This is a genomic window from Streptomyces sp. NBC_00341 (genome assembly GCF_041435055.1).
Lineage (GTDB): Bacteria > Actinomycetota > Actinomycetes > Streptomycetales > Streptomycetaceae > Streptomyces.
Genome location: NZ_CP108002.1, coordinates 6,489,488 through 6,513,952, shown reverse-complemented (window position 1 = coordinate 6,513,952; position 24,465 = coordinate 6,489,488). Strand labels below are relative to the sequence as shown.

General features: G+C 71.1%; 23 protein-coding genes, 5 tRNA genes and 1 pseudogene. 8 read left to right on the top strand and 21 right to left on the bottom strand.

Annotated features, from left to right (window positions below):
- Nucleotides 1-55: 55 nt before the first annotated feature.
- Complete coding sequence (locus OG892_RS29430) at nucleotides 56-1,711, bottom strand: DAK2 domain-containing protein (RefSeq protein ID WP_371630705.1); 1,656 nt, start codon at nucleotides 1,709-1,711, stop codon at nucleotides 56-58.
- Between the two features lie 258 nt (nucleotides 1,712-1,969).
- On the opposite strand from OG892_RS29430, the gene rpmB reads away from it, so the two are divergent.
- Nucleotides 1,970-2,155 (top strand): 50S ribosomal protein L28, encoded by a 186-nt coding sequence (gene rpmB, locus OG892_RS29425; RefSeq protein ID WP_003965989.1) that lies wholly within the window; start codon nucleotides 1,970-1,972, stop codon nucleotides 2,153-2,155.
- 87 nt (nucleotides 2,156-2,242) lie between these two features.
- Here rpmB and thiD read toward each other — a convergent pair whose 3' ends face one another.
- Together thiD and OG892_RS29415 are read right to left on the bottom strand one after the other, a co-directional pair.
- A complete protein-coding gene (thiD, locus tag OG892_RS29420) occupies nucleotides 2,243-3,052 on the bottom strand; it encodes a bifunctional hydroxymethylpyrimidine kinase/phosphomethylpyrimidine kinase (RefSeq protein WP_073738744.1) in 810 nt (269 codons plus the stop codon).
- Nucleotides 3,053-3,062: 10 nt separating this feature from the next.
- Nucleotides 3,063-4,034 carry a thiamine-phosphate kinase gene (locus OG892_RS29415; RefSeq protein WP_073738743.1) on the bottom strand — a complete coding sequence of 324 codons (972 nt, stop codon included), beginning with the start codon at nucleotides 4,032-4,034 and terminating at the stop codon, nucleotides 3,063-3,065.
- Nucleotides 4,035-4,353: 319 nt separating this feature from the next.
- On the opposite strand from OG892_RS29415, the gene OG892_RS29410 reads away from it, so the two are divergent.
- On the top strand, nucleotides 4,354-4,587 hold the full coding sequence (locus OG892_RS29410; protein ID WP_073738742.1) for an Lrp/AsnC family transcriptional regulator: 234 nt from the start codon (nucleotides 4,354-4,356) through the stop codon (nucleotides 4,585-4,587).
- A 20-nt stretch (nucleotides 4,588-4,607) separates the two neighbouring features.
- The gene (locus OG892_RS29405; RefSeq protein ID WP_328865278.1) at nucleotides 4,608-5,096 is read left to right on the top strand and encodes a DUF3515 domain-containing protein; all 489 of its coding nucleotides are present in this window, start codon (nucleotides 4,608-4,610) and stop codon (nucleotides 5,094-5,096) included.
- Between the two features lie 50 nt (nucleotides 5,097-5,146).
- Here the strand turns inward: OG892_RS29405 and OG892_RS29400 are convergent, their stop codons facing one another.
- The 3 genes from OG892_RS29400 to OG892_RS29390 all read right to left on the bottom strand — a co-directional run bounded on the left by OG892_RS29400 (nucleotide 5,147) and on the right by OG892_RS29390 (nucleotide 8,155).
- Nucleotides 5,147-6,304, bottom strand: coding sequence for a D-alanine--D-alanine ligase family protein (locus OG892_RS29400; protein ID WP_073738740.1), 1,158 nt, complete (start codon nucleotides 6,302-6,304; stop codon nucleotides 5,147-5,149).
- A 91-nt stretch (nucleotides 6,305-6,395) separates the two neighbouring features.
- Nucleotides 6,396-7,406 carry an NAD(P)H-dependent glycerol-3-phosphate dehydrogenase gene (locus tag OG892_RS29395; protein ID WP_073738739.1) on the bottom strand — a complete coding sequence of 337 codons (1,011 nt, stop codon included), beginning with the start codon at nucleotides 7,404-7,406 and terminating at the stop codon, nucleotides 6,396-6,398.
- Nucleotides 7,403-8,155 carry a 1-acyl-sn-glycerol-3-phosphate acyltransferase gene (locus OG892_RS29390; RefSeq protein ID WP_073738738.1) on the bottom strand — a complete coding sequence of 251 codons (753 nt, stop codon included), beginning with the start codon at nucleotides 8,153-8,155 and terminating at the stop codon, nucleotides 7,403-7,405. Before OG892_RS29390 ends, OG892_RS29395 begins: the two co-directional genes overlap by 4 nt.
- Before the next feature lie 159 nt (nucleotides 8,156-8,314).
- Here OG892_RS29390 and cofC point away from each other — a divergent pair, with 159 nt between their 5' ends.
- Together cofC and OG892_RS29380 are read left to right on the top strand one after the other, a co-directional pair.
- Entirely contained in the window at nucleotides 8,315-8,998 is a 684-nt protein-coding gene (gene cofC / locus OG892_RS29385; RefSeq protein WP_073738737.1) for a 2-phospho-L-lactate guanylyltransferase, read from the top strand.
- Between the two features lie 10 nt (nucleotides 8,999-9,008).
- Nucleotides 9,009-9,212, top strand: coding sequence for a hypothetical protein (locus OG892_RS29380; RefSeq protein ID WP_073738736.1), 204 nt, complete (start codon nucleotides 9,009-9,011; stop codon nucleotides 9,210-9,212).
- A 90-nt stretch (nucleotides 9,213-9,302) separates the two neighbouring features.
- Here the strand turns inward: OG892_RS29380 and OG892_RS29375 are convergent, their stop codons facing one another.
- From OG892_RS29375 to leuC, 4 genes are all read right to left on the bottom strand, one after another.
- Nucleotides 9,303-9,977: an HU family DNA-binding protein gene (locus OG892_RS29375; protein ID WP_073738735.1), complete on the bottom strand. Its 675-nt coding sequence runs from the start codon at nucleotides 9,975-9,977 to the stop codon at nucleotides 9,303-9,305.
- Nucleotides 9,978-10,121: 144 nt separating this feature from the next.
- Nucleotides 10,122-10,349, bottom strand: coding sequence for a hypothetical protein (locus OG892_RS29370; RefSeq protein ID WP_024490260.1), 228 nt, complete (start codon nucleotides 10,347-10,349; stop codon nucleotides 10,122-10,124).
- Between the two features lie 104 nt (nucleotides 10,350-10,453).
- The gene (gene leuD / locus OG892_RS29365; protein ID WP_073738734.1) at nucleotides 10,454-11,047 is read right to left on the bottom strand and encodes a 3-isopropylmalate dehydratase small subunit; all 594 of its coding nucleotides are present in this window, start codon (nucleotides 11,045-11,047) and stop codon (nucleotides 10,454-10,456) included.
- A 5-nt stretch (nucleotides 11,048-11,052) separates the two neighbouring features.
- Entirely contained in the window at nucleotides 11,053-12,477 is a 1,425-nt protein-coding gene (gene leuC / locus OG892_RS29360; RefSeq protein ID WP_073738733.1) for a 3-isopropylmalate dehydratase large subunit, read from the bottom strand.
- Nucleotides 12,478-12,651: 174 nt separating this feature from the next.
- On the opposite strand from leuC, the gene ndgR reads away from it, so the two are divergent.
- Entirely contained in the window at nucleotides 12,652-13,368 is a 717-nt protein-coding gene (ndgR, locus tag OG892_RS29355; RefSeq protein ID WP_024490257.1) for an IclR family transcriptional regulator NdgR, read from the top strand.
- Nucleotides 13,369-13,489: 121 nt separating this feature from the next.
- Here the strand turns inward: ndgR and OG892_RS29350 are convergent.
- The 8 genes and pseudogenes from OG892_RS29350 to OG892_RS29315 form a co-directional block, all read right to left on the bottom strand.
- Nucleotides 13,490-13,681: pseudogene (locus OG892_RS29350) on the bottom strand (monooxygenase family protein); the annotation flags it as partial.
- A 334-nt stretch (nucleotides 13,682-14,015) separates the two neighbouring features.
- A tRNA-Glu gene (locus OG892_RS29345) sits at nucleotides 14,016-14,088 on the bottom strand.
- Between the two features lie 28 nt (nucleotides 14,089-14,116).
- A tRNA-Gln gene (locus OG892_RS29340) sits at nucleotides 14,117-14,188 on the bottom strand.
- Nucleotides 14,189-14,200: 12 nt separating this feature from the next.
- Nucleotides 14,201-14,273 (bottom strand) — tRNA-Glu (locus tag OG892_RS29335).
- Between the two features lie 60 nt (nucleotides 14,274-14,333).
- Nucleotides 14,334-14,406: transfer RNA gene (locus OG892_RS29330), tRNA-Glu, on the bottom strand.
- Nucleotides 14,407-14,430: 24 nt separating this feature from the next.
- Nucleotides 14,431-14,502: transfer RNA gene (locus OG892_RS29325), tRNA-Gln, on the bottom strand.
- 86 nt (nucleotides 14,503-14,588) lie between these two features.
- Nucleotides 14,589-15,308, bottom strand: coding sequence for an HAD family hydrolase (locus tag OG892_RS29320; RefSeq protein ID WP_371630704.1), 720 nt, complete (start codon nucleotides 15,306-15,308; stop codon nucleotides 14,589-14,591).
- Nucleotides 15,309-15,364: 56 nt separating this feature from the next.
- Nucleotides 15,365-16,477, bottom strand: coding sequence for a YeiH family protein (locus OG892_RS29315; protein WP_371630703.1), 1,113 nt, complete (start codon nucleotides 16,475-16,477; stop codon nucleotides 15,365-15,367).
- An 85-nt stretch (nucleotides 16,478-16,562) separates the two neighbouring features.
- On the opposite strand from OG892_RS29315, the gene OG892_RS29310 reads away from it, so the two are divergent.
- Nucleotides 16,563-17,492, top strand: a complete 930-nt coding sequence (locus OG892_RS29310; protein WP_371630702.1) for a LysR substrate-binding domain-containing protein — start codon at nucleotides 16,563-16,565, stop codon at nucleotides 17,490-17,492.
- Nucleotides 17,493-17,536: 44 nt separating this feature from the next.
- Here the strand turns inward: OG892_RS29310 and gltX are convergent, their stop codons facing one another.
- The 3 genes from gltX to OG892_RS29295 form a co-directional block, all read right to left on the bottom strand.
- Complete coding sequence (gltX, locus tag OG892_RS29305) at nucleotides 17,537-19,009, bottom strand: glutamate--tRNA ligase (RefSeq protein WP_371630701.1); 1,473 nt, start codon at nucleotides 19,007-19,009, stop codon at nucleotides 17,537-17,539.
- Entirely contained in the window at nucleotides 19,002-19,778 is a 777-nt protein-coding gene (locus OG892_RS29300) for a fumarylacetoacetate hydrolase family protein (RefSeq protein WP_327339224.1), read from the bottom strand. The genes gltX and OG892_RS29300 overlap by 8 nt, the downstream gene beginning before the upstream one ends.
- A gap of 84 nt (nucleotides 19,779-19,862) precedes the next feature.
- Nucleotides 19,863-20,054 carry a hypothetical protein gene (locus OG892_RS29295; protein ID WP_327339223.1) on the bottom strand — a complete coding sequence of 64 codons (192 nt, stop codon included), beginning with the start codon at nucleotides 20,052-20,054 and terminating at the stop codon, nucleotides 19,863-19,865.
- A 585-nt stretch (nucleotides 20,055-20,639) separates the two neighbouring features.
- Here OG892_RS29295 and OG892_RS29290 point away from each other — a divergent pair.
- Entirely contained in the window at nucleotides 20,640-24,461 is a 3,822-nt protein-coding gene (locus OG892_RS29290; protein ID WP_371630700.1) for a nitrate- and nitrite sensing domain-containing protein, read from the top strand.
- Nucleotides 24,462-24,465 lie beyond the last annotated feature (4 nt).

The following is a 24,465-nucleotide window of genomic DNA, read 5'->3' as shown; positions in this document are numbered from 1 at the left end:
TCGTCCTCGATCGCCGGACGGGCCCGGTTTCGCCGGCCCGGTCTTCGGCCTTGTCCTACTCCACCCCGATCAGGAGAGGGGCGCACTGATGGCCGCCCCGGTAGACCACCGTGTCCACCGCGAGGTAGCCCTCGCGGACGTGTTCCTCCAGCGTCGCGGCCAGCGCGTCGGGGATGTCCTCGCCCAGGACCAGGGTGACCAGTTCGCCGCCGGCCGCCAGCATCCGGTCCAGCACGCTGCGGGCCGTCTCCGGGACGTCCTGGCCGATGACGGCGACGTCGCCGTCGATGAGGCCCAGGATGTCGCCGGCCTGGCAGATCCCCGCCATGGTCCAGGACTGCCGCTCCGCGACGGCCAGTTCGGCGTACCGGGTGGCGCCGGCCGCCGCGGTCATCGCGACCACGTCCTCGTCGAAGCTGCGGTCGGCCTCGTGGACGGCCAGCGCCGCGATGCCCTGGACCGCGGCCCTGGTGGGGATCAGGGCGACCCGGATGCCCTCGGCGCGGGCCTGCTCCGCGGCGGCCGCGGCGGTGTGGCGCAGGTCCGCGTCGTTCGGCAGGAGCACCACCTCGCGGGCGTGGGCGCGGCGGATCGCGTCGACCAGTTCGCCGCTGGCCGGCGGCTCCCCGGGGCGGGCCAGCACCGTCGTCGCCCCGGCCTCCGCGCACAGGCCGCCGAGGCCGTCGCCCGGGACGACCACGACGACGGCGCGCTGGGCGGGTTCGGGGCGGGCGTGCAGCCGGTCCGCGGCGAAGTGGGTGATCCGGATGCGGTACGGGCGTCCGGCCTCGACCCCGGCCTCCACCGCCGCTCCGGCGTCGTCGACATGCACGTGGACGTTCCAGAGCCCGTCGCCGCCCACCACGACGAGCGAGTCGCCGAGCACGTCGAGCCTGGCCCGCAGCCGCTCCACGGCCTCGTCCCCGGCCTCCAGCAGGTAGATGACCTCGAAGGCGGGGCCGCCCTCGGGATCGTCCGCCGCGGGGCAGTCCCCTCCGGCGGCGGCGAACGGGGCGGGAGCGGGCGGCGCGGTGGGCCCGGTGGCCGGCCGCTCCGGCGCCCGGCCCGAGACCGCCTCGACCAGCGCTCCGAGGACCGCCACCAGTCCCCGCCCGCCGGCGTCCACGACCCCGGCCCGGCCGAGCACGGCCAGCTGTCCGGGGGTCGCCTCCAGAGCGATGCGCGCCCCCTCGTACGCCGCCCGTGCCACCGCACCCGCTCCGGCGCCGGCCCCGGTGCGCCCCGCGGCCTCCGCGGCCGCGGTGGCCACCGTCAGGACCGTGCCCTCGACGGGGTGGGCGACGGCCTCGCGCGCCGAGGCCGCGGCCCGGGTCAGCGCGAGGCGCAGCCGCTCCGGCCCGGCCCGGTCAGCGGGTTCCTCGGCCAGCACCCCGGCCATGCCGCGCAGCAACTGGGCCAGGATCGTGCCGGAGTTGCCCCGTGCGCCGATCAGCGCCCCGTGCGCCATGGCGCGTACCGCGTCCGCGGTGGAGGGTGCGGAGGTGCCGGTCTCATGGGCGGCGAACACCGCCTCGACGGCCGCCGCCGCGGATTCCGCGGTCAGGTAGAGGTTGGTGCCGGTGTCCCCGTCGGCGACGGGATACACGTTGATCGCGTCGATCGCCTCGCGCTCCCGGCCGAGTGCGTCCAGCGCCAGTGAGCACCAGGTACGCACCGCGACGGCGTCCAGGTCGTCGGCGGTCTGCGGCACCTGATGGTCCTCCTCGGAACGGGGCCTGGGGCGGCGGGCTGCACCGCAGGGTAGCCCCGGCCGGTGGGCTCCGGCGGGGTCAGGGGCGGGGCGGGGAGCTGTGGATCCCATGGTAGTTTCGTATCTCCGACGCAGCCGTTGTATGCTGCTTCGGTTGCCCGACGAGAGTCGGGACATTCCCCCGGTACCGCCACTTCAGTCATTGAATCCGGCGTGCCGGAATTCACTGTAAGTGCATCTGAAGTTTTGGAGTGACCCGTGGCTGCCAACTGCGACGTTTGCGGCAAGGGGCCGAGCTTCGGCAACAGCATTTCGCACTCGCACCGCCGTACGTCCCGTCGCTGGAATCCCAACATCCAGCGCGTGCGTGCCGTGGTCGGGCGGACGCCGAAGCGGCTCAACGTCTGCACCTCGTGCATCAAGGCCGGCAAGGTCGCGCGCTGACGTTCCCGTCGTAGCGCAGCCTTACCGGTTGCCCAAAAAGCCGGTCCATCTCGGTGGACCGGCTTTTTGCTGTGCCCGTGCGGGCCGTCAGCCAGCGTTCCGCAGCTGCCAGCCGTGGTCGACCGGGCCGATCCCCGCGCCCAGTGCGAAGCCCGCCGCGATCGCCCCGGTCACGTAGGACTTGGCGGCCCGGACCGCCGTGGGCACGTCCTGGCCCCTGGCCAGTCCGCAGGCGATCGCGGAGGCGAGGGTGCAGCCCGTGCCGTGGGTGTGGCGGTTGTCGTGGCGGGGGGCGCGCAGCCAGTGCTCCTCGGAGCCGTCCGTCAGCAGGTCCACCGGGTCGCCCGGCAGATGCCCGCCCTTGATCACCACCCAGCGGGGTCCGAAGCCGAGCAGTTCGGCGGCGGCCCGTCGCATCCCGGCCTCGTCGGTGACCCTCATCCCCGTGATCTGTGCCACCTCGTCGAGATTCGGGGTCGCCACGGTCGCGACGGGCAGCAGCTTCGTGCGCACCGAGTCCAGCGCCTCTGCGGCGAGCAGCGGGTCGCCGTGCTTGGAGACGCCCACCGGGTCCACGACGGCCGGGGCGTCCGTCCCGGCGATCAGCGCGGCGACGGTCTCGACGAGGACGGCGGAGGACAGCATGCCGGTCTTGACGGCGCTGACCCCGATGTCGTCCACCACGCTGCGGTACTGGGCGCGGACGGCTTCCGCGGGCAGTTCCCAGGCGCCCTGCACGCCCAGCGAGTTCTGGGCGGTGACGGCGGTCAGCACGCTCATGCCGTGCGTGCCGAGCGCCAGCATCGTCTTCAGGTCTGCCTGGATGCCGGCACCGCCGCCGGAGTCGGATCCGGCGACGGTGAGCACACGGGGAGGTACGGCGGGAGATATGGGCATGGCCCGCAATCTACTGGGCGTCCTCGATGTCCCCGAAGTGGTCCCAGCCGTTCTTGCTGGTCCAGGGCGCCCCGTCGACGGTCACCTGGGGCAGCGCGGAGGGGTTGAGGACCTCGCCGATCACCTTCCAGCGGGCCGGCAGCTTCACGTCGGGCGGGAACGTCGCGACGATCGCGTGGTCCTCTCCCCCGGTGAGCACCCACTGGAGGGGGTCCACGCCGACGGCCTGCCCGATGTCGGACATCTGGGACGGGATGTCGATCCGGCCCGAGCGCAGGTCGATGCGGACCTTGCTCGCCTCCGCGATGTGCCCGAGGTCTGCGACGAGTCCGTCGCTGACGTCGGTCATCGCGGTGGCGCCGAGTCCGGCGGCCGCGGGGCCCGCGTGGTACGGCGGTTCGGGCCTCCGGTGGGCCTCGACGAAGGCGCGGGGCGAGCGGAAGCCGCGGGAGAGCACGGCGTACCCGGCGGCGGACCAGCCGAGCCAGCCGGTGACGGCGACGACGTCACCGGGCTGGGCGCCCGCCCTGGTGACGGGTTCGTGGTTGCGCAGGTCGCCGAGCGCGGTGATCGCGACGGTGATGGTGTCGCCGCGCACCACATCACCGCCGACCACGGCCGCCCCGGCGACCTGGCACTCGTCGCGGATGCCGTCCATGAGCTCCCCGGCCCAGGTCACCGGGAGTTCGGCGGGGACGACGAGGCCGAGGAGCAGCGCGGTGGGCACGGCTCCCATGGCGGCGATGTCGGCGAGGTTCTGTGCGGCGGCCTTGCGGCCGACGTCGTACGCCGTCGACCAGTCGCGCCGGAAGTGCCGTCCCTCCAGCAGGATGTCGGTACTGGCCACGACCCTGCGGTCGGGAGCGGTCACGACCGCGGCGTCGTCGCCGGGGCCCAGCCGTACCGCCGGAGTGGTGGTGAGCCGGGACGTCAGCTCTCTGATGAGCCCGAACTCCCCCAACTCGCCCACGGTTCCCTTCACCGAGTCTCACCCCTCATCTGTCGCGCCGGACGGGCGTCCGGCCTGTTTCGGCGGCCTGCGGGCGCCCGGACCGCGGACCGGCCCCGGGGGCGGTCCGTCCTGGTCGTCACGGGCACGCGGGTCCCCCGTCCGCACCGCTGGACTTGCGGTCGCGGGCCGTCACTGCTGTCGGTACTGTCAAGAGATACGTCAACTTGTGTGTTCTGTACGCCACGCTGTGGGCGTCATCCGGCCCGCAGGTCTCCCCGCGGCCCGGGGCGACGCGATACCGTGGCGTCCCTTTCCCCCACATGATCCTCGTGGCCGCCCTGGAGGTTCCGTGGTACAGGCGTACATCCTTATTCAGACCGAGGTGGGCAAGGCGACGACAGTCGCCCAGACCATCGCGAGAATCCCGGGAGTGATCCAGGCAGAGGACGTCACCGGTCCCTACGATGTGATCGTGCGTGCGCAGGCCGACACGGTCGATGAGCTCGGGCGCATGGTGGTCGCCAAGGTCCAGCAGGTGGACGGCATCACCAGAACCCTGACCTGCCCGGTCGTGCACCTGTAACCCCCGTCTAGGCTGGGCCGGTGACGTCTTCCCGCCGCCGGCTTTCCCGTCCTGTGATCCTCGGTCCGTCCGCTGCCCTGGTACTCATGGCCGCGGCGGGCTGCTCCCGGGGAGATGCCTCGGCGTCGGTCACGGTTCCCACCCCGTCGCCGGAAGCCGCAGCCTACTGCCGTGCGTTGCACAAGGAGCTGCCGAGTGCCGTCGCCGGTCAGGAGCGCAGTGACCCGGGGTCCGGCTCGGACCTGACCGCCGGGTGGGGGGACGGGGAGATCGTACTGCGCTGCGGTGTCCCGCGCCCGGCGAAGATGGATGACTCCCAGTCGAAGGCGATCGACGCGAACGGTGTCAACTGGATGCTGGAGCAGCTGGATGACGGCCGGCCCCGGTTCACTACCACGCTCCGCAAGGCGTACGTCGAGGTGACGTTGTCGGCGGCGTACGCGCATGACGCGAGTCCGCTGGCGGCCTTCGCCCCGGCGGTCAGGAAGACCGTCCCCGACAGGCTGTAGGGCGTGCGCTCCGGTGCGGAGCGCACGCCCTCGGCCGTGTGGTGACGGTCTCAGCGCAGCCCGGTCGGCCGGTTCAGCGCCGCCTGGATGAGCCGGTCGACCAGCTGCGGGTAATCGACCCCGCTCTCCTGCCACATGCGCGGGTACATGGAGATGGGGGTGAAGCCCGGCAGGGTGTTGATCTCGTTGATGACGAAGCCGCCGTCCTCCGTGAGGAAGAAGTCGGCGCGCACCAGTCCCTCGCAGGACGCCGCTTCGAAGGCCTCGACGGCGAGCCGCTGGACCTCCGCGGTCTGGTCCTCGGTGAGCGGGGCAGGCACGATGCCGGGCGCCGCGTCGATGTACTTGGCCTCGAAGTCGTAGAAGTCGTGCGAGGTGACCGGCGGGATCTCGGCCGGCGCGCTGGCCCGGGGCCCGTCCTCGAACTCCAGCACCCCGCACTCGATCTCACGGCCGCGCAGAAGTGACTCGACGAGGAACTTGGGGTCGTGGCGGCGGGCCTCCTCGATCGCCTCGTCCAGGCCGGAGGCGTCCTCGACCTTGGTGATGCCGATGGAGGAGCCGGCCCTGGCCGGCTTCACGAAGAGCGGCCAGCCGTGGTCACCGGCGAACTCCACGATGCGCTTGCGGGCGGCCTGCTGATCCTGGTCCCACTCGCGGGGGCGTACGACGACGTACGGGCCGACGGGCAGACCGAAGGAGGTGAAGACGCGCTTCATGTACTCCTTGTCCTGGCCGACCGCGGAGGCGAGGACTCCGGCGCCGACGTACGGCACCCCGGAGAGCTCCAGGAGGCCCTGGAGCGTGCCGTCCTCACCGTAGGGGCCGTGCAGGACGGGGAAGACGACGTCGACCTCGCCGAGCGCCTTGGGTACCGCGCCGGGTTCGCTGTAGACCACTTCGCGGCTGCCGGGATCGACGGAGAGCACCACGCCGCCCTCGTCGGACTCGGCGAGCTGGGCCACGTCCGGCATCTTCCGGTCCGTGATGGCCATGCGTTCGGGTTCGTCGGCGGTGAGCGCCCAGCGGCCGTCCGTCGTGATGCCGATCGGCAGGACGTCGTACTTCGTCCGGTCGATGGCGTTCAGGACGGCACCGGCCGTGACCACCGAAATGCCGTGTTCGGAGCTGCGGCCGCCGAACACGACGGCCACACGCGGCTTGCGGAGCTGCTGCTCCGTGCTCTGGGGGAGGTTCTCGCTGCTCATATCGCGATGAGCGTACCTGCTGGTACGGGTCGAGTCAGCGCCACCGGTGCCGCCCGGCGGGTGAACCCGGCCCGCAGGAGGAGCGCCGGCCTCAGTGCCGCTCGGCCTTGGCGCTGCGCGACATGAGCTCCTTGAGGGCGACCATCGGGGGCTTTCCCTCGTGGACGATGCCGACGACCGTCTCGGTCAGCGGCATCTCCACGCCGTGCCGGCGGGCCAGATCGAGCACCGATTCGCAGGACTTGACGCCCTCCGCGGTCTGCTTGGTGACCGCGATGGTCTCCTGAAGGGTCATGCCCCGGCCGAGGTTGATGCCGAAGGTGTGGTTGCGCGAGAGCGGCGACGAGCAGGTCGCCACCAGGTCGCCGAGACCGGCCAGTCCGGAGAAGGTCAGCGGGTCGGCGCCCATCGCGTGGCCGAGCCGGGTGGTCTCGGCCAGGCCGCGGGTGATGAGCGAGCCCTTGGCGTTGTCCCCCAGCCCCATGCCGTCCGAGATGCCGACGGCCAGCCCGATGACGTTCTTGACGGCGCCGCCGAGCTCGCAGCCGACCACGTCGGTGTTGGTGTAGGGGCGGAAGTACGAGGTGTGGCAGGCGGCCTGGAGGCGGCGGGCCACCGACTCGTCCTGGCAGGCGACGACAGCCGCGGCGGGGCGGCGTTCGGCGATCGGCCTGGCGAGGTTGGGCCCGGTGATGACGGCGACGCGGTCGGCGCCGACCCCGGTGACGTCCTCGATGACCTCGCTCATCAGCTTCGCGGTGCCGAGTTCGACGCCCTTCATCATGGAGACCAGTACCGTCTTGGACTCCAGGTGCGGGGCCCAGGCCGCGAGGTTGGCGCGCAGCGTCTGGGAGGGCACGACGAGCACCGCGAAGTCGGCGCCGCGCAGAGCCTGTGCCGCGTCGGTGGTGGCCCGGACCGATGCGGGGAGTTCGATGCCCGGCAGGTAGTCGGGGTTGGTACGGGTCGTGTTGATGGTCTCGGCGACCTCGGCGCGGCGTCCCCAGAGGGTGACCTCGCAGCCCGCGTCGGCCAGGACCATGCTGAAGGCCGTACCCCATGAGCCGGTTCCGAAGACGGCTGCTTTTACGGGGTGCGTCACTTGGGTCCCTCTCGTTCGGACTTGCGCCGCTGTTCGGCGCGGGCCTTTCGGTGGTCGTAGAGCTCTGCGGGGGCCGGCAGCCCGCGTACGTCCGCCAGCTGCTCGGTGATCGCGAGCATGATGACCTCGGTCGCCTCGCGCAGGACGTCGGGCGTCGGCTCCTTGTCGTAGAAGCGCGAGAGGTCTACCGGCGGACCGGCCTGGACCTGGAGGGTCTTTCGGGGGAAGAGCCGCAGCTTCTTGTCCGTGGCGTAGGGCGGCATCGCCAGGTTGGCGCCCCACTGGGCGACGGGGATGACCGGGGCCCGGGTCATCAACGCGACGCGGGCGGCGCCGGTCTTGCCGCCCATCGGCCACATCTCGGGGTCGCGGGTGAGGGTGCCCTCCGGGTAGAAGGCGACGCACTCACCGCGCTCGATGGCGGCGACGGCGGCCCGGAAGGCGTCCAGCGCGTTGGTCGTCTCGCGGTAGACGGGAATCTGGCCGGTGCCCCGCAGCATCATCCCGATGAACGGGGTCTTGAAGAGTCCCGCCTTCGCGAGGAGCCGCGGCACCCGGCCGGTGTTGTACTGGAAGTGCCCGTACGAAAGCGGGTCCAGATACGAGTTGTGATTGACCGCAGTTATAAAGCCGCCATCGGCCGGAATATGTTCCATCCCCCGCCAGTCGCGCTTGAACAGAACCACCAGTGGCGGTTTTGCGATGACCGCTGCAAAGCGGTACCAGAAGCCGATTCTGCGGCGGGACACCCGGACACCCTTCTCTACGGACCTGACTGTGGAGCTCTACTGACTGACTACCGACGGTCAAGTCTCGCCCCAGGCCCCTGCTCTGTCGAGAACACCGTACGCCTCACCTTCGGGACCGACCCTCCAGGTTGTCGCACCGGCAGGCGAGAATAGGCGGTGATGCGCATCGAGGGGGAGACCGCCACGAACACCGACCCGACCGGCCGCTGGTCCCTGGTCGTCCCGTTGAAGCCGCTGGCGCGGGCCAAGAGCAGGCTGGCGCCCGCGTCCGGCGCCCTGTTGCGGCCCCGGCTCGCCCTGGCCTTCGCCCAGGACACCGTGTACGCGGCGCTCGCCTGCCGGGCCGTCGCGGATGTGGTGGTAGTCACGGACGACGCGACGGCGGGCGCCGCGCTGGCGGCCCTCGGCGCCCGCGTCGTGGCCGACTCCCCCGCCGCCGGGCTCAACGCGGCCCTCGCGCACGGTGAGCGTGCGGTGCGGGCGGCCCGGCCCAAAGCGGCGGTCGCCGTGCTCAACGCGGATCTGCCGGCGCTGCGCCACCCGGAATTGGCCCGGGTGCTCGATTTTTCGGCCGCTTTTCCGCGCGCATTCGTGACCGATGCGGCGGGAATCGGAACAACATTTCTGTCCGCTGGGCCAGGAGTGGAATTGCGCCCCGATTTCGGTGGCCGGTCCCGGGATCGGCACCTCGCGTCGGGAGCCGCGGAAATCACGCTCTCCGGCATCGATTCGGTCCGCCAGGACGTGGACACCGGCGACGATCTGCGGGCGGCGCTCGCCCTGGGGGTCGGCCCCTACACGGCGGGGCGCTGGGCCGCCGGGGTCCCCTCGATGGACCGATAGGCTGCCGTTCATGCAGGCGACCTCGTACACGTACGACCCCGAGACCCGCACCGGCAGTGTGCTGCTCGACGACGGCACCCCGGTGGATTTCGACGCCCGCGCCTTCGACGCCGGCGGCCTGCGGCTGCTGCGGCCGGGCCAGCGGGTACGGATCGAGGGCCGGGGCGAGGGGGCGGGGCTGCGGATCACCCTGGTGACGCTGCAGACCTTCTGAGCCCTCAGCCGCACCCCGAACAGCCCGCGGGCCGGGCTCCCCGAGGGGAGCCCGGCCCGGCGCGTGTGATGAGCCCTGTGCTGCTGGGTCTCACTTCTTCCGTGCGGTGGCCTTCTTGGCCGTGGTCTTGCGCGCGGTGGTCTTCTTCGCGGGCGCCTTCTTCGCCGTGGTCTTCTTGGCGGGCGCGGTCTTGCTGGCGACGGCCTTCTTGGCGGTCGTCGTCTTCTTCGCCGCCGCGGGGGTCGCCTTCTTCGCGGCCGCCGTGGTCTTCTTCGCCGCCGCGGACGTCTTCGTCGCGGTCGCCTTCTTGGCGGTGGCGGTGGCCTTCTTCGCCGGTGCCACGGCCTTCTTGGCGGTGGCCTTCTTCGCCACGGCCTTCTTCGCGGTGGCCTTCTTGGCGGCGGCCTTGGCCGTCGTACGGGTGGAAGAACCGCCCGAGAGGCTGCCCTTGGGCGCCTTCTTCACTGCCACATCGTTCTTGGGGAGCTTCTTCGAGCCGCTCACCAGGTCCTTGAAGCCCTGTCCCGCACGGAAACGGGGCACTGACGTCTTCTTGACCCGCACCCGCTCACCCGTCTGCGGGTTGCGGGCGTAGCGGGCCGGGCGGTCGACCTTCTCGAACGAGCCGAAGCCGGTGACCGAAACACGGTCACCTGCGACAACCGCACGAACGATCGCGTCGAGCACCGCATCGACGGCGTCCGCGGCCTGCTGTCGGCCGCCGACCTTGTCGGCAATCGCTTCTACGAGCTGCGCCTTGTTCACGTCTTCCCCTTCGGAGACATAGCCAGAACGAAAGTGTTCAAGCCTTTTTCGCACGTTAGGCAGATATATACCGCAAATCAAACACGAAACGGGCTAATCACCCTAGTGCCGCAACGAAGTCGACCGCTGCGCAGTTCCGCAGAGTCAGTCACCTTCGGGGAATCGGCCCTCATCGAGGTCCTTCATCAACCGGTCCAGACGCCTTGCCGCATCCGGTAGATCGTGCTTCGCCGCGGCCGTGACGACCAGCAGCTTCCGGGACAGCGCCATCCGTACGCTCTCCGGGACTTGCAGTGCACGCACTCGCGAGTGCGCTTCCTTCAATTGGTCGGCGACTTGGCCGTAAAGCTTGAGTTGGCTGTCGCGTTCCATGCACCGATTGTGCCATCTGGGGCGAGTTGTCGCCCGACGGGGTCTCAACAAGCGACTGCGCCCCCTACCAGAAGGTAGGGGGCGCAGTACGGGAAAGGCGCTGCTCAGGCCTGAATTGTACGTGGCTTGTGGGCGGGCCTGGTCGCCTCGTAGGCCGCGATGTCCGGTTCGTCTCGCAGGGTGAGGCTGATGTCGTCCAGCCCGTTCAGCAGCCGCCAGCGGGCGTTCTCGTCGAGCTCGAAGTCGGCCGTGATGCCCTCGGCGAGCACCTGGCGCTTCTCCAGGTCGACCGTGACCTCCGCGGTCGGGTCGGCCTCGGTCAGCTCCCACAGGGCGTCGACGACCTGCTGGTCCAGGACCACGGTCAACAGCCCGTTCTTCAGCGAGTTGCCTCGGAAGATGTCGGCGAACCGGGAGGAGACGACGGCCTTGAAGCCGAAGTTCTGCAGGGCCCACACGGCGTGCTCACGGGACGAGCCGGTACCGAAGTCGGGGCCGGCCACCAGGACCGAGGCACCCTTGCGCTCCGGGCGGTTGAGGACGAAGTTCTCGTCCTTGCGCCAGGCCTCGAAGAGCCCGTCCTCGAAGCCGTCCCGGGTGACCTTTTTCAGCCAGTGGGCGGGGATGATCTGGTCGGTGTCGACGTTGCTGCGGCGCAGCGGGACGGCCCGGCCGGTGTGTGCGGTGAAAGCTTCCATGATTCTCAGACTCCGGCGGGCGTACGGACGTCGGACAGGTCGGCCGGCGAGGCCAGATGGCCCAGCACGGCGGTGGCGGCGGCGACCTGCGGGGAGACCAGGTGGGTACGGCCGCCCTTGCCCTGCCGGCCCTCGAAGTTACGGTTCGAGGTGGAGGCGGAGCGCTCGCCGGGGGCCAGCTGGTCGGGGTTCATACCGAGGCACATCGAGCAACCCGCGTGCCGCCATTCGGCGCCGGCGGCCTTGAAGACCTTGTCCAGGCCCTCCTCGACGGCCTGCAGGGCGACCCGCACGGAGCCCGGGACGACCAGCATCCGTACCCCGTCGGCGACCTGGCGGCCGTCCATGATGGCGGCCACGTTGCGCAGGTCCTCGATCCGGCCGTTGGTGCAGGAACCTACGAAGACGGTGTCCACGTTGATCTCGCGCAGCGGCTGCCCTGCGGTCAACCCCATGTACTCCAGGGCCTTTTCCGCGGCGTTGCGCTCCGAGGCGTCCTCGTACGAAGCGGGGTCGGGGACGCTGGCCGACAGCGGTGCGCCCTGGCCGGGGTTGGTGCCCCAGGTGACGAACGGCGCCAGTTCGGCGGCCTCGATGACGACCTCGGCGTCGAAGACCGCGTCGTCGTCGGTGCGCAGCGTCTCCCAGTACGCCACCGCGGCGTCCCAGTCCTCGCCCTGCGGGGCGTGGTCGCGGCCCTGGAGGTAGTCGAAGGTGGTCCGGTCGGGGGCGATCATGCCCGCCCGCGCTCCGGCCTCGATCGACATGTTGCAGATGGTCATCCGGGCTTCCATCGAGAGCTTCTCGATGGCGGAGCCGCGGTATTCGAGGATGTAGCCCTGGCCGCCGCCGGTGCCGATCCGGGCGATGATCGCGAGGATCAGGTCCTTGGCGGTGACGCTGTCGGGCAGTTCACCCTCGACGGTGATCGCCATCGTCTTCGGGCGGGCCAGCGGCAGCGTCTGGGTGGCCAGTACGTGCTCGACCTGGCTGGTGCCGATGCCGAACGCCAGCGCGCCGAACGCGCCGTGCGTGGAGGTGTGGGAATCGCCACAGACGACCGTGGTGCCGGGCTGGGTCAGCCCCAGCTGCGGGCCGACCACGTGCACGACGCCCTGCTCGATGTCGCCCAGCGGGTGCAGCCGGACGCCGAAGTCCGCGCAGTTCTTGCGCAGGGTCTCCAGCTGGGCGCGGGAGACCGGGTCCGCGATCGGCTTGTCGATGTCGAGGGTCGGGGTGTTGTGGTCCTCGGTGGCGATGGTGAGGTCGAGGCGCCGCACCGGGCGTCCGGCCTGCCGCAGACCGTCGAAGGCCTGCGGGCTGGTCACCTCGTGCAGCAGGTGCAGATCGATGAAGAGGAGGTCGGGCTCGCCTTCGGCGCGCCGGACGACATGGTCGTCCCAAACCTTCTCCGCGAGTGTCCTACCCATCGCTTTCCCTCCGGCCGGCGTCGTCGCCGGCCCAACTAGAGATTCGGTGCGCCCCCGTCCGGACCCCCGTGCGGGGCGGTGGCTACGGGCCGTTGTGGGGCCGCCCGTACAGGTTCGCAACTTCCCCGGAAAATTGAACTTGCGTTTCACAGAGTGAGACGCGAGTATCGTCGTATGGACAACTCTAGCGGCGTCGGCGTTCTCGACAAGGCAGCTCTGGTATTGAGCGCCCTGGAGTCCGGTCCGGCCACCCTCGCCGGGCTGGTCGCGGCGACCGGGCTCGCACGACCCACGGCCCACCGGCTGGCCGTGGCACTGGAACACCACCGCATGGTGGCGAGGGACATGCAGGGCCGCTTCATTCTCGGCCCCCGGCTGTCGGAACTCGCGGCGGCGGCGGGCGAGGACCGGCTGCTCGCCACGGCCGGACCGGTGCTCACCCACCTTCGCGACATCACCGGGGAGAGCGCGCAGCTCTACCGCCGGCAGGGCGACATGCGGATCTGCGTGGCGGCGGCGGAGCGACTGTCCGGCCTTCGGGACACCGTGCCGGTCGGCTCCACGCTCACCATGAAGGCGGGCTCCTCCGCCCAGATCCTGATGGCCTGGGAGGAACCGGAGCGCCTGCACCGGGGCCTCCAGGGCGCCCGCTTCACCGCGACGGCGCTCTCCGGCGTACGGCGCCGGGGCTGGGCCCAGTCGATCGGCGAGCGGGAACCGGGCGTCGCCTCGGTCTCCGCACCGGTACGCGGCCCCTCGAACCGGGTGGTCGCGGCGGTCTCGGTCTCCGGGCCGATCGAGCGGCTGACCCGTCACCCGGGCCGGATGCACGCCCAGGCCATCATCGACTCGGCCGCCCGGCTGAGCGAAGCGCTGCGCCGCACCGGCTGAGCCGGACCGCCCCGTTCTCCTTCGGCACCGGCCGCCCCAGCGTCGTGGCGGCCCCTTCAGAACCTCACGTCATCTCTCGCTCCACCTCGCCTCGCCCGGCTTCTGCCGACTTCACCCGGCTTCACCCCGGTTCACCTGACTTCGCCGGTGAACGGTGCGCGAAGCGGTCCGCCGCCCGGCGCCCCCGGCTCTCGACCGGCAGTGACCCGGTCGCCGCGGCCAGTCCGGACGCCGGCATATCCGCGTAGATGGACTCGTAGCCGCCCTCGGGCACCACGTACGCCTCGTGCCACAGCCCCACGTGCCGGCGGGACCCGGGCCGAAGTCGACCGGCTCCTGGACCGGTTGGGGTGGACGACCGCCCAGGAGACCGGTTCGCTCTCCCCCGTCCACCGGTCCGTGGTGGCGTCACTGGCCACGCTCATCCGCCTCGGACATCCCTGCGAGGGCGACTACTTGGCGGAGCAACGCGCGACTGATGCATCAAGTGGCGGTCCGGGAGCTGGACATGATGGAGACGTATATCCCACCGAGGTGGAGGAGAAGTCCCGCCCGGCGGTTCGGGCTCTGAACCGTACGTGTTCGGGGCACGCACAAGCAGAAGGCCCCTCACCGGAGTGAGGGGCCTTCTGTCTGTTGCTCTGCTGTACCCCCGACCGGATTCGAACCGGCGCTACTGCCGTGAGAGGGCAGCGTGCTAGGCCGCTACACAACGGGGGCCTGTGTCCTGCGATTTGCTTGTCTTACGCTGGGCTACCAGGACTCGAACCTAGAATGACGGTACCAGAAACCGTAGTGTTGCCAATTACACCATAGCCCATGGTGTTACAAGTACCCCCGACCGGATTCGAACCGGCGCTACTGCCGTGAGAGGGCAGCGTGCTAGGCCGCTACACAACGGGGGCCCTAGCGATCCTGCATCGAGAGCGTGGGTGCGACCCAGATGTTCTCGCGGGAAGGATCTGTACCCCCGACCGGATTCGAACCGGCGCTACTGCCGTGAGAGGGCAGCGTGCTAGGCCGCTACACAACGGGGGCGTGTTGTACAGATGAAGCTCTGCGCTGGGCTACCAGGACTCGAACCTAGAATGACGGTACCAGAAACCGTAGTGTTGCCAATTACACCATAGCCCACTGAAACGCAACCCTTGGTGGGTCTTATTTCCGTGTGCGCTTCCCGACCGGATCTTTCGGCCCGCTCGGGCGGCGCAGGAAGAACATTACCCGAAGGTGTCCGGCGCTCCAAAACGGGTATTGCGCGCCAACAGGCCGGGGAGCTGATCCAGACCGGTGATCCGGGCCAGTTCGGGCCGTCCGCCACGCCCGTCCCGGTCCAGCCAGATGCCGCTCAGCCCCGCCGCCACCGCACCGGACGCGTCGATGTCGGGGTGGTCGCCCACGTACGCGACCTCCTGCGGCTCCAGCCCGAGGGCCTCGACGGCGGCGTGGAACGCCCCCGCCTCCGGCTTGGAGATGCCCAGTTCGACGGCGCACACCACGGCCTCGAAGCGGTCGCGCACACCGAGAACGCGGAGCTTCCGGTCCTGGTTGATGATGCTGGAGTTCGACAGCACGGCATGACGGTAGCCATCGGCGAGCAGGTCCAATGCCGGCACGGCGTCGGGGAAGAGCGACCAGGCGGCCTCGTAATGACCCACGTGCCGGGCGAACCACTGATCGGCCTCCGCGTCCGTGAGCGGCCGCCCCAGGAATACGCGCACCCGCTCGCGCCGCTGCCCCTGGAAGTCGGTCTCCCCCGCGGCGAAACGCTCCCACTGCACATCGGTGATCGCCCGCCACGCGTCGAGGGCCCCCTCGGCGGACGCGTATCCGTCGGGCAGACCCTCGTGCTCCAGATGCCTGCGCATGCCGACGCGGTCGGCGCCCGTGTAGTCGAAGATCGTGTCGTCGATGTCCCAGAGCACTGCTCGGATCGGCATACGGCCACGCTACCGCCCGCCGGGCCGGCGTCGCTGCCCCCGCGATGGTGTCCACGTCAGGTGGTGAGCAGGACGCCGCCGTAGCTCGCCGCCGCGATGACCACCCAGGAGGCGAGGCCGAGAACCGCGGTCCTGGCTCCGGAGCGGGCGAGCGTCGGCAGGTGGACCGCGGTGCCGAGGCCGAAGAGCGCGGCGGCCAGCAGCAGTTCCTGCGCGGTGGCCGCGGCGTCGAGCACTCCGGCGGGCAGCAGACCCGTGCTGCGCAGGGCCGTCATCGCCAGGAAGCCGATCAGGAACAGCGGCACCACGGCCGGGCGGTGCCCGTCCGCCTGCCGCCGGTCACCGGCCGCTCCGCGCGCCCGTCGGCCGTAGGCCACGGCGACCCCGGCGACCAGCGGTGCGAGCATCGCCACCCTGATCAGCTTGACCAGCACGGCCTCACCGAGCGCGGTCGGCCCGGCCGTCTGCGCGGTGGCCACGACCTGGCCGACGTCGTGCACGCCCGCGCCCACCCAGCGGCCGAACTGGACGGTGTCCAGGCCCAGCGGATGGTGCAGCAGCGGCAGTACGGCGATGGCGAGGGTCCCGCACAGGGTGACCAGCGCGACCGAGGTCGCCACGTCGGCCGCGAGCCGCTCGTCGTCGTCCTCCTTGCCGAGCGCGCCGCTGACCGCGCTGATCGCGGAGGCGCCGCAGATCGAGTAGCCGGTGGCGATCAGCAGCGGCTGGTCGCCGGGCAGCCCGAGCTTCCGGCCGAGCCACCAGATGCCGAAGAAAGCCACCAGGACGACGCCGAACACCATGGCCACGGTCGCCCAGCCGAGCCCGAGGACGTCTCCGACGCTGAGCTTCAGCCCGAGCAGCACGATGCCGGCGCGCATCAGCCGCTTCCCGGCCGTCGAGAGTCCCGCCCGGCCCCCGCCGCGCACGAACGGCCGCACGCCGGGAAGGTGCGCCGCCACGACTCCGAGCACCACCGCCGCCGTCAGCATCGGCACGGCGGGCAGCAGGGCGTGCACCCCCTCGGCCAGCCCGAGCCCGATGCCGGCCAGCGCGAGGCCGGGGGCGTTGCGGCGCACCGGACCCGGCGTGGACCCGTCGCCCCCGGATGACGGCTTCGCCGGCTGTCGCACGGGCGGCGACCAGGAGTGTTCGGTGTCCAGAGTCATGATCACCAGCGTGGTCGGGTTCCCCGCCGCCCGGTAGACACGAACCGGAGCCCAGGTCATAGGGTTGCCCTATGAGGGTTTTCCTATGAGTGGGCGCGACAGCGACCGGGACGTCGGGCAGCTCCCGCTGCCCGATCTGCAGTCGCTGCAGCTGCTCGTCAGCGTGGCGGAGACCGGCAGCCTGGGCCGGGCGGCGGCGCGGCTGCTCATCAGCCAGCCGTCGGCCAGTGCCCGGATGCGTACGCTGGAACGCCGTCTCGGGCTGCAGCTCCTGGACCGCTCCACCGCGGGTTCCCGGCTGACCCCGGCCGGAGCGGTGGTGACCGACTGGGCGCGGACGGTGCTCGAAGGGGCCACCGCGCTGGTCGAGGGGGCCGCCGCGCTGCGCTCCCGGCAGGACAGCCGGCTGCGGGTCGCCGCCAGCCTGACCATCGCGGAGGAGCTGATGCCCGGCTGGCTCGTCACCCTGCGGGAGAGCGCCCCGGACGCCCACGTCGGACTGACGGTGACCAACAGCTGGGGCGTGGTCGAGGCACTGCGGCGCGGGGGCTGCGATCTGGGGTTCATCGAGGGGCCCCGGGTCCCCGACGATCTGCACCGATCGGCGGTGGGGCGTGACCGGCTCGCGGTCGTGGTGGCCCCCGGTCACCCCTGGACCCGCCGCCGCAGCGCCCTGACCGGACGCGAGCTGGCCGACACCCCGCTGCTGCTGCGCGAGGCGGGCTCCGGTACCCGGGAGACGCTGGAGCGGGCGCTGCGCGCGTACGACGGCGTCGCCGTGCCGGTCATTGAGCTCGGCTCCACCGCCCCGCTGCGCAGTGCTGCGGCCCGGGGGCTGGCTCCGGCCGTCCTCTCCGAGCTCGCCGTGCGCGAGGACGTGGCGTCGGGCCGCCTGGTCGAGGTCGAGGTCACCCCGGCCGTCCGGCTGCAACGCGTCCTGCACGCGGTCTGGCCCAAGGGCCACGAACTGCCGGAGCCGGCCCTTCACCTGCTGCGGGTGGCCAAGCACCAGTAGCGGGTGAGGAGCCGGCTCGCGTGATCCGCGAACTGCTCGGGCGGTCAGGCGGTCAGCTTCGCCAGTGCGGCGTCCACCCGGGCCAGGGTCTTCTCGCGGCCCAGGATCTCCAGGGACTCGAAGAGCGGCAGGCCGACCGTGCGGCCGGTGACGGCGACGCGGACCGGGGCCTGCGCCTTGCCGAGCTTCAGGCCGTGCTCCTCACCGGCGGCGAGGATGGCGCTCTTCAGCGCGTCCGCGTTCCACTCGGCGTCGGCCAGCTTGGCGCGGGCCGTCACGAGCAGGGCGTCGGAGCCCTCCTTCATCGCCTTGGTCCAGGACGCCTCGTCGGTCGCGGGCTCGTCGAGGAAGAGGAAGTCGACGTTGGCCGTGATCTCGGAGAGGACCGTGACGCGGGTCTGGGCGTGCGGGGCGATCGCCGCGAACAGGTCCGCGTCGAAGGCCTCCGGGGCCCAGGGGGCGAACGGCGCCTTCAGCCAGGGGCCGCAGGCCTCGGTGAAGGTCTTCACGTCGAGCCGGCGGATGTGCTCGGCGTTGACGTGCTCGCACTTCTTGAGGTCGAAGCGGGCCGGGTTGGCGTTGACGTCCTCGATGTCGAAGGCGGCGACCATCTCGTCGATGTCGAAGATGTCGCGGTCCTCGGCGATCGACCAGCCGAGCAGCGAGAGGTAGTTGAGCAGCCCCTCGGGCAGGAAGCCGCGCTCGCGGTAGAGGTTGAGCGAGGCCTGCGGGTCGCGCTTGGAGAGCTTCTTGTTGCCCTCGCCCATGACGTACGGCAGGTGCCCGAACGCGGGGGTCTGCTTGGCGACGCCCAACTCGATGAGCGCCCGGTACAGGGCGATCTGGCGCGGGGTGGAGGAGAGCAGGTCCTCGCCGCGCAGGACGTGGGTGATCTCCATCAGCGCGTCGTCGACCGGGTTGACCAGCGTGTAGAGCGGGGCGCCGTTGGCGCGGACGATGCCGTAGTCCGGCACGTTCTCCGGCTGGACGGTGATGTCGCCGCGGACCAGGTCGGTGAAGGTGATCGCCTCGTCGGGCATCCGGAAGCGGACGATCGAGGTGCGGCCCTCGGCCTCGTACGCGGCCTTCTGCTCCGCGCTCAGGTCGCGGCAGTGGCCGTCGTAGCCGGACGGCTTGCCGGCGGCGCGGGCGGCGTCGCGGCGGGTGTCGAGCTCCTCGGTCGTGCAGTAGCAGTGGTACGCGTGGCCGGCCGCGAGGAGCTTCCCGGCGACGTCCTGGTAGATGTCCATCCGCTGCGACTGGCGGTACGGGGCGTGCGGGCCGCCGATCCCGGGGCCCTCGTCCCAGTCGAGGCCGAGCCAGCGCATCGAGTCGAGGAGCTGCTCGTACGACTCCTCCGAGTCGCGCGCCGCGTCGGTGTCCTCGATGCGGAAGACCAGGGTGCCCTGGTGGTGGCGGGCGAAGGCCCAGTTGAAGAGAGCCGTCCGCACCAGGCCCACGTGGGGGTTGCCGGTCGGGGAGGGACAGAAACGTACACGGACGGGGGCGTTAACCACGCTTGATCACCTTGTTGGTGAGAGTGCCGATGCCTTCGATGGTGACGGCGACCTCGTCGCCGACGTGCAGGGGGCCGACCCCTGCGGGGGTTCCGGTGAGGATCACGTCGCCCGGGAGCAGCGTCATGGCTTCCGTGATGTGGACGACCAGGTCCTCGATGGAGCGGATCATCTCGCTCGTCCGGCCCAGTTGGCGTTGCTCGCCGTTGACCGTGGCCTGGATGGCGAGGTCGCCGGGGTCGAGGTCGGTCTCCACCCAGGGGCCGAGCGGGCAGGAGGTGTCGAAGCCCTTGGCCCTGGCCCACTGCTTCTCGCGCTTCTGGGCGTCACGCGCGGTGACGTCGTTGGCGCAGGTGTAGCCGAAGATGACGTCCTTGACCCGTTCGCGCGGCACTTCGCGGCACATCCGGCCGATGACCACGGCCAGTTCGGCCTCGTGGTGCAGATCGTCGGAGAACGAGGGGTACTCGATGGCGTCGCCGGAGCCGATCACCGAGGTGGTGGGCTTGAAGAAGGCGACGGGGACGTCGGGGACCTCGTTGCCGAGTTCCGCGGCGTGCTCCGCGTAGTTGCGGCCGATGGCCACGACCTTGTTGGGGAGCACGGGCGGCAGCAGCCGGACCTTGTTCAGCGGGACCTTGGTCCCGGAGAGCTCGAACTCGGCGTACGGGATGCCCTTGATGATGTCGAGGACGAGACCATCGGGCCCGTCGCCCTCGACGGCGCCGAAGGCGACATTGCCGTCGATGGAGAACCTGGCGATGCGCACGGGAAGCTGTGGCCCCTCACTTGCTGGGTTGCTTGAAGACTGACGCTCCAGGCTAACGCGGGTGAGGGGGAGAGGCCGCGCGTATTACTCCGCGGCGGCGGTGGCGGCCTCGGGGGCGACCATGAGGATCGTGCGGCGGGGGTTGGCCGTCTGCGTCGGCAGGTCGAGCGCGTGCTCCGGCCGCTCCGGCGTCTGCAGCGCTTCGGCGTCCTTGAGGTGCGCCAGCGTCGTGCGCCGGGGGTTGGCAATGTTGCGGAACATCATCGTCGTCTTCATCTGCCGTTCGGACCCTGTCGTCGGGGGCGCCGCCCGGAGGGGCGCCGGTTGTCGGTTCTGCCATCCCTGTAAAGCGTCAGGCTAAACATCCAATTCCCTCCCGGAGCCCGGAAGAGACGACGATCATCATGTGAGTTTGCTCACCAGTGACCCGACAATTAGTTCAATCCGGGCGGTCGATCCGACCGGTCAAACCCGACATTGCATCACTGAATGAGCCATTCCGCTCCTGATCATGTCGTCTGGGACACCGCTTACCCTCACCTGATTCACCCTCAATAGTCCGGTTTGGCAGCGAACCGGCTCCACGGCTTGTTACGCCGCCATCACAACGTGTCACCCAGGTCACAGCCCGGTACCTGGCCCTTGTTGGAGATCCTGCACTGTGCTGGAATTCCACGCACCGCCGCAGGTTTCAGGCCGGCGCGCAGGGGGCGCAATGCAGCGCCGATCCGAGTGGCGGCGGGAAGGGGAAGAACGCCGGTCACTCACGACCACCATGGGGCGGTACAACGCCCCACGACGCCGACACCGTTCCATCCGTCCACGACGGGGGGAACGCCTGGTCCAGAGGTTGCGACGCTAGTGCAGGGACGTTTCAAGAGGGATGGCAGCGCAGCGGCTGAACAGGAGCCGCGCGGCGGGACCGACCGCGGCTCCTCGCCCCAGCACGCCCAGAACCCCGGACCGGCAGCGGCCGGCGACACCACAGACCGTGCCAAGCGCTCCGGCTCACCGGCGGGCGACAACACCGATCCGCTCGCGTCACCGAAGCCTCAGGGCCCGGTCAACACCGGATCGCGGGTAGCTCTGCGCAACTGGCGCATCAGCACGCGCCTGGTCTCCCTGCTCGCCCTCCCCGTGGTCGCGGCGACCACCCTGGGTGGCCTCCGCATCAACGACTCCATGAACGACATCCAGCAGCTGGAGCACATGCAGCTGCTGACCCAGATGACCAAGCAGGCGACCTCGCTGGCCCAGGCGCTCCAGGAGGAGCGCGACCGGTCGGCCGGCCCGCTGTCCAACGGAGTGCCGGCCGACGACTTCAAGGTCACCGAGCCCCGGAAGAAGACCGACCGGGCCAAGAAGGCCTTCTTCGACGCGACGAACGACATCGGCGACACCGAGGGCGACGAGGCGCTGGAGAGCATCCACTCCAGCGTCCAGCAGATCGCCTCGCAGCTGGGCGGCATCCGAGACATCCGCAAGCAGGCGTTCGCCAGCGGCACGCCGAGCCTGCAGACCGTCGACGCGTACAGCCAGCTGATCACCTCGCTGCTGAGCCTCTCGCAGGACATGGCGCAGGCCACCAGCAGCCCCGAGATGATCAAGCGGACCCGCGCCCTGGCGGCCTTCTCCTCCGCCAAGGAGTACGCCTCCGTCCAGCGCGCGATCATCGCCGCCGCGCTGCCGGGCGGCAACGACAAGCAGCCGAAGCTCGATTCGAACGACCGCCAGTTCGGCCTGGCGGCGCTGCGCAAGGAAGAGCTGGCGCGTCGCTCGTTCGAGCTGATCTACACGACCACCGGCAACAGCGCGGCCGAGCTGACCGCCACGCTCGACGAGGGCAACCCGGAGATCAAGGCCGCCGACACCTACGCCAAGAAGGTGCTCGACAGCCCGACCAGCATGACCGGGACGGCCCGGCGTTCGTACCTCGACTGGTACGACCAGGACTCCACCAAGATCCAGGCCATGAAGCAGATCGAGGAGACGCTCCTCAGCGACATGGAGGGCAAGGCGCGCGAACTGCGCGACGAGTCCCAGCGCGAGGCGATCATCTCCGGTGCGCTCATCCTGCTGGTGCTCGGTGTCTCGCTGGTCGGCGCCTTCGTCGTCGCCCGGTCGATGATCCGCTCGCTGCGCCGGCTCCAGGACACGGCCACCCGCGTCGCCCAGGACCGGCTGCCGGAGCTCGTCAAGCAGCTCTCCGAGGCCGACCCGCAGGACGTCGACACCTCGGTCGAGTCCGTCGGTGTGCACTCCCGTGACGAGATCGGCAAGGTCGCCGCGGCCTTCGACGACGTGCACCGCGAGGCCGTCCGGCTCGCGGCCGAGCAGGCCCTCCTCCGGGGCAACGTCAACGCGATGTTCACCAACCTCTCGCGTCGTTCGCAGGGCCTCATCCAGCGTCAGCTCTCGCTCATCTCCGAGCTGGAGTCGCGCGAGGCCGACCCGGACCAGCTGTCCTCGCTCTTCAAGCTCGACCACCTCGCGACCCGTATGCGCCGTAACGGCGAGAACCTCCTCGTCCTCGCGGGCGAGGAGCCGGGCCGCCGGTGGACCCGTCCGGTGCCGCTGGTCGACGTGCTCCGTGCCGCTGCCTCCGAGGTGGAGCAGTACGAGCGCATCGAACTGGCCGCGGTGCCCGCCACCGAGGTCGCCGGCCGGGTCGTCAACGACCTCGTGCACCTCCTCGCCGAGCTGCTGGAGAACGCCACGTCGTTCTCCTCGCCGCAGACCAAGGTCCGGGTCACCGGTCACGCGCTGCCCGACGGCCGGGTGCTCGTCGAGATCCACGACACGGGTATCGGCCTCTCCCCGGAGGACCTCGCGGCGATCAACGAGCGGCTCGCCTCGCCGCCCACCGTGGACGTCTCGGTCTCCCGCCGCATGGGTCTGTTCGTGGTCGGCCGGCTGTCCCTGCGTCACGGCATCCGCATTCAGCTCCGGCCCTCCGACTCCGGGGGCACGACCGCGCTGGTCATGCTCCCCGTCGATGTCGCGCACGGCGGCAAGATGCCGGTGCCGAAGCAGGCCCAGGGCCAGCAGCCCGCTCCCGGCGGCCTGCTCGCCGGCGGCGGACCCGCGCCGCGCCCCGGTCTCGACAGCGCTCCGTCGGCGCCCGGCGGCCGGCTCCCGGCCGGTCCGGGTGCCACCCGCGGTCAGGTCGGTGCGGGCTCCGGTCCGCGCGCCGCGCTGCCCGCCCGGGACACCGCCGCCAGGTCCCAGAACCCGCAGGGCCAGCCGGGACAGCCCGGCCAGAACGGACCGGGGGCGCCGAACGGCCGGCCCGGTCAGCAGAGCTCCGGCTTCCAGAGCGCCGGGCTCTCCGGCACCGGCCCGCAGGCCCGGCAGCCGCAGGACGGCTCACGTCAGGAGCCGCCGCGTCAGGGCGGCGGCCTCTCCGGCGCCTTCGGTGGCGGTGCCCGGCTGGGCGCCCGCGGCCAGGGCGACAGCGCCGGGCGTACGGACTCGGGTCAGGGCAGCCTGTTCGGTCAGCGGCGTCCGGAGCAGAACGGCCCCGGCAGCGGCCCCGGCCGGCAGAACCCGGCAGGCCAGGGCGGCGGCTTCCAGCAGCCCGGCGGTCCGGGCGAGAACGGCCGCCAGCTGCCCCCGGTCGGCGGTCCGCGTGCGGAGCTGCCCGGTGGCAACCCCGCACCGGCCGCGCCGGACAGGGGATTCCCCGCTCCGCAGCGCCCACAGGCCACCAGCTGGGGCTCCCAGGAGCAGTCCGCACCCCAGCAGCGCTCCCCCCTCGACGCCCCCCGGGGCCACGAGGAGCCCGAGTCCACCAACCAGTTCCAGCGGCCGCTGAGCCCGCCGCCGCTCACTCCTCGCCGCCCGATGGACGACCGGCAGGGACCGGGCTCCACCTCGGAGTTCGCCCGCCCGGACTTCTCGGCGCCCGCTCCGGGTGCGCAGACGCCGGACCCGGCGAGCACCGCGCAGTTCCCGCGCCCCGACTTCGGCCAGCCGCAGGACCAGGGGCAGGGCCAGGGCCTGGGACAGGGACAGCCCGGACCGGTCCGGCGCGACCGGGGCAACGAGGACTTCGGTGCTCCGCGCCCGCCCGCCGCGCCGCAGGACCCGCAGTACAGGCCGGCCCTGCCGCAGCAGCCGCAGCAGCCCGAGGCGCTTCCGCCGGCCTCCGGGCCCGGCGACGGCCGTACGCCGCTGTACGACACGCTGGAGACCAACTGGTTCCACGGTCCGCAGCAGAACGGCCAGCAGCAGAACGGGCAGCAGCAGCAAGGCCAGCAGTACGGGCAGCAGCCGAACCAGCCGCAGCCCGCCGCGCCGCAGCCGTCCGGCTTCCCTCAGCAGCAGCCCGCCGAAGAGCGTCCCGCTCCGCAGCGCGGACCGGGCGACACCAACGGCGTCACGAGCTCCTGGCGCGCCTCGCCGAACGACGAACTCGTCCGGCAGGCGGAGCGGGTGAAGAAGCCCGCAGCAGGCGGAATTACCACTTCCGGTCTGCCTCGCCGGGTACCGCGTGCCAATCTGGTGCCGGGCACCGCCCAGCAGCAGAATCACCAGTCCGGTCCCCAGGTCTCGCGTGCGCCCGATGATGTGCGCGGGCGTCTTACCAATCTCCGCCGGGGCATCCAGCAGGGGCGTCAGGCCAACAACGGCCAGTCGACCGGCAGTTTCCCCATCGGCCCCACTCACCAGCAGGAGCGTTAGTTGA

Excerpts from the sequence above, each read along its gene's own strand:
- thiD (WP_073738744.1), bottom strand. The coding sequence starts at position 3,052 with ATGCCCATATCTCCCGCCGTACCTCCCCGTGTGCTCACCGTCGCCGGA.
- OG892_RS29400 (WP_073738740.1), bottom strand. The coding sequence starts at position 6,304 with ATGAGCAGCGAGAACCTCCCCCAGAGCACGGAGCAGCAGCTCCGCAAG.
- cofC (WP_073738737.1), top strand. The coding sequence starts at position 8,315 with ATGCGCATCGAGGGGGAGACCGCCACGAACACCGACCCGACCGGCCGC.
- OG892_RS29380 (WP_073738736.1), top strand. The coding sequence starts at position 9,009 with ATGCAGGCGACCTCGTACACGTACGACCCCGAGACCCGCACCGGCAGT.
- OG892_RS29370 (WP_024490260.1), bottom strand. The coding sequence starts at position 10,349 with ATGGAACGCGACAGCCAACTCAAGCTTTACGGCCAAGTCGCCGACCAA.
- leuD (WP_073738734.1), bottom strand. The coding sequence starts at position 11,047 with ATGGAAGCTTTCACCGCACACACCGGCCGGGCCGTCCCGCTGCGCCGC.
- leuC (WP_073738733.1), bottom strand. The coding sequence starts at position 12,477 with ATGGGTAGGACACTCGCGGAGAAGGTTTGGGACGACCATGTCGTCCGG.
- ndgR (WP_024490257.1), top strand. The coding sequence starts at position 12,652 with ATGGACAACTCTAGCGGCGTCGGCGTTCTCGACAAGGCAGCTCTGGTA.
- OG892_RS29320 (WP_371630704.1), bottom strand. The coding sequence starts at position 15,308 with ATGCCGATCCGAGCAGTGCTCTGGGACATCGACGACACGATCTTCGAC.
- OG892_RS29315 (WP_371630703.1), bottom strand. The coding sequence starts at position 16,477 with ATGACTCTGGACACCGAACACTCCTGGTCGCCGCCCGTGCGACAGCCG.
- OG892_RS29310 (WP_371630702.1), top strand. The coding sequence starts at position 16,563 with ATGAGTGGGCGCGACAGCGACCGGGACGTCGGGCAGCTCCCGCTGCCC.
- OG892_RS29295 (WP_327339223.1), bottom strand. The coding sequence starts at position 20,054 with ATGAAGACGACGATGATGTTCCGCAACATTGCCAACCCCCGGCGCACG.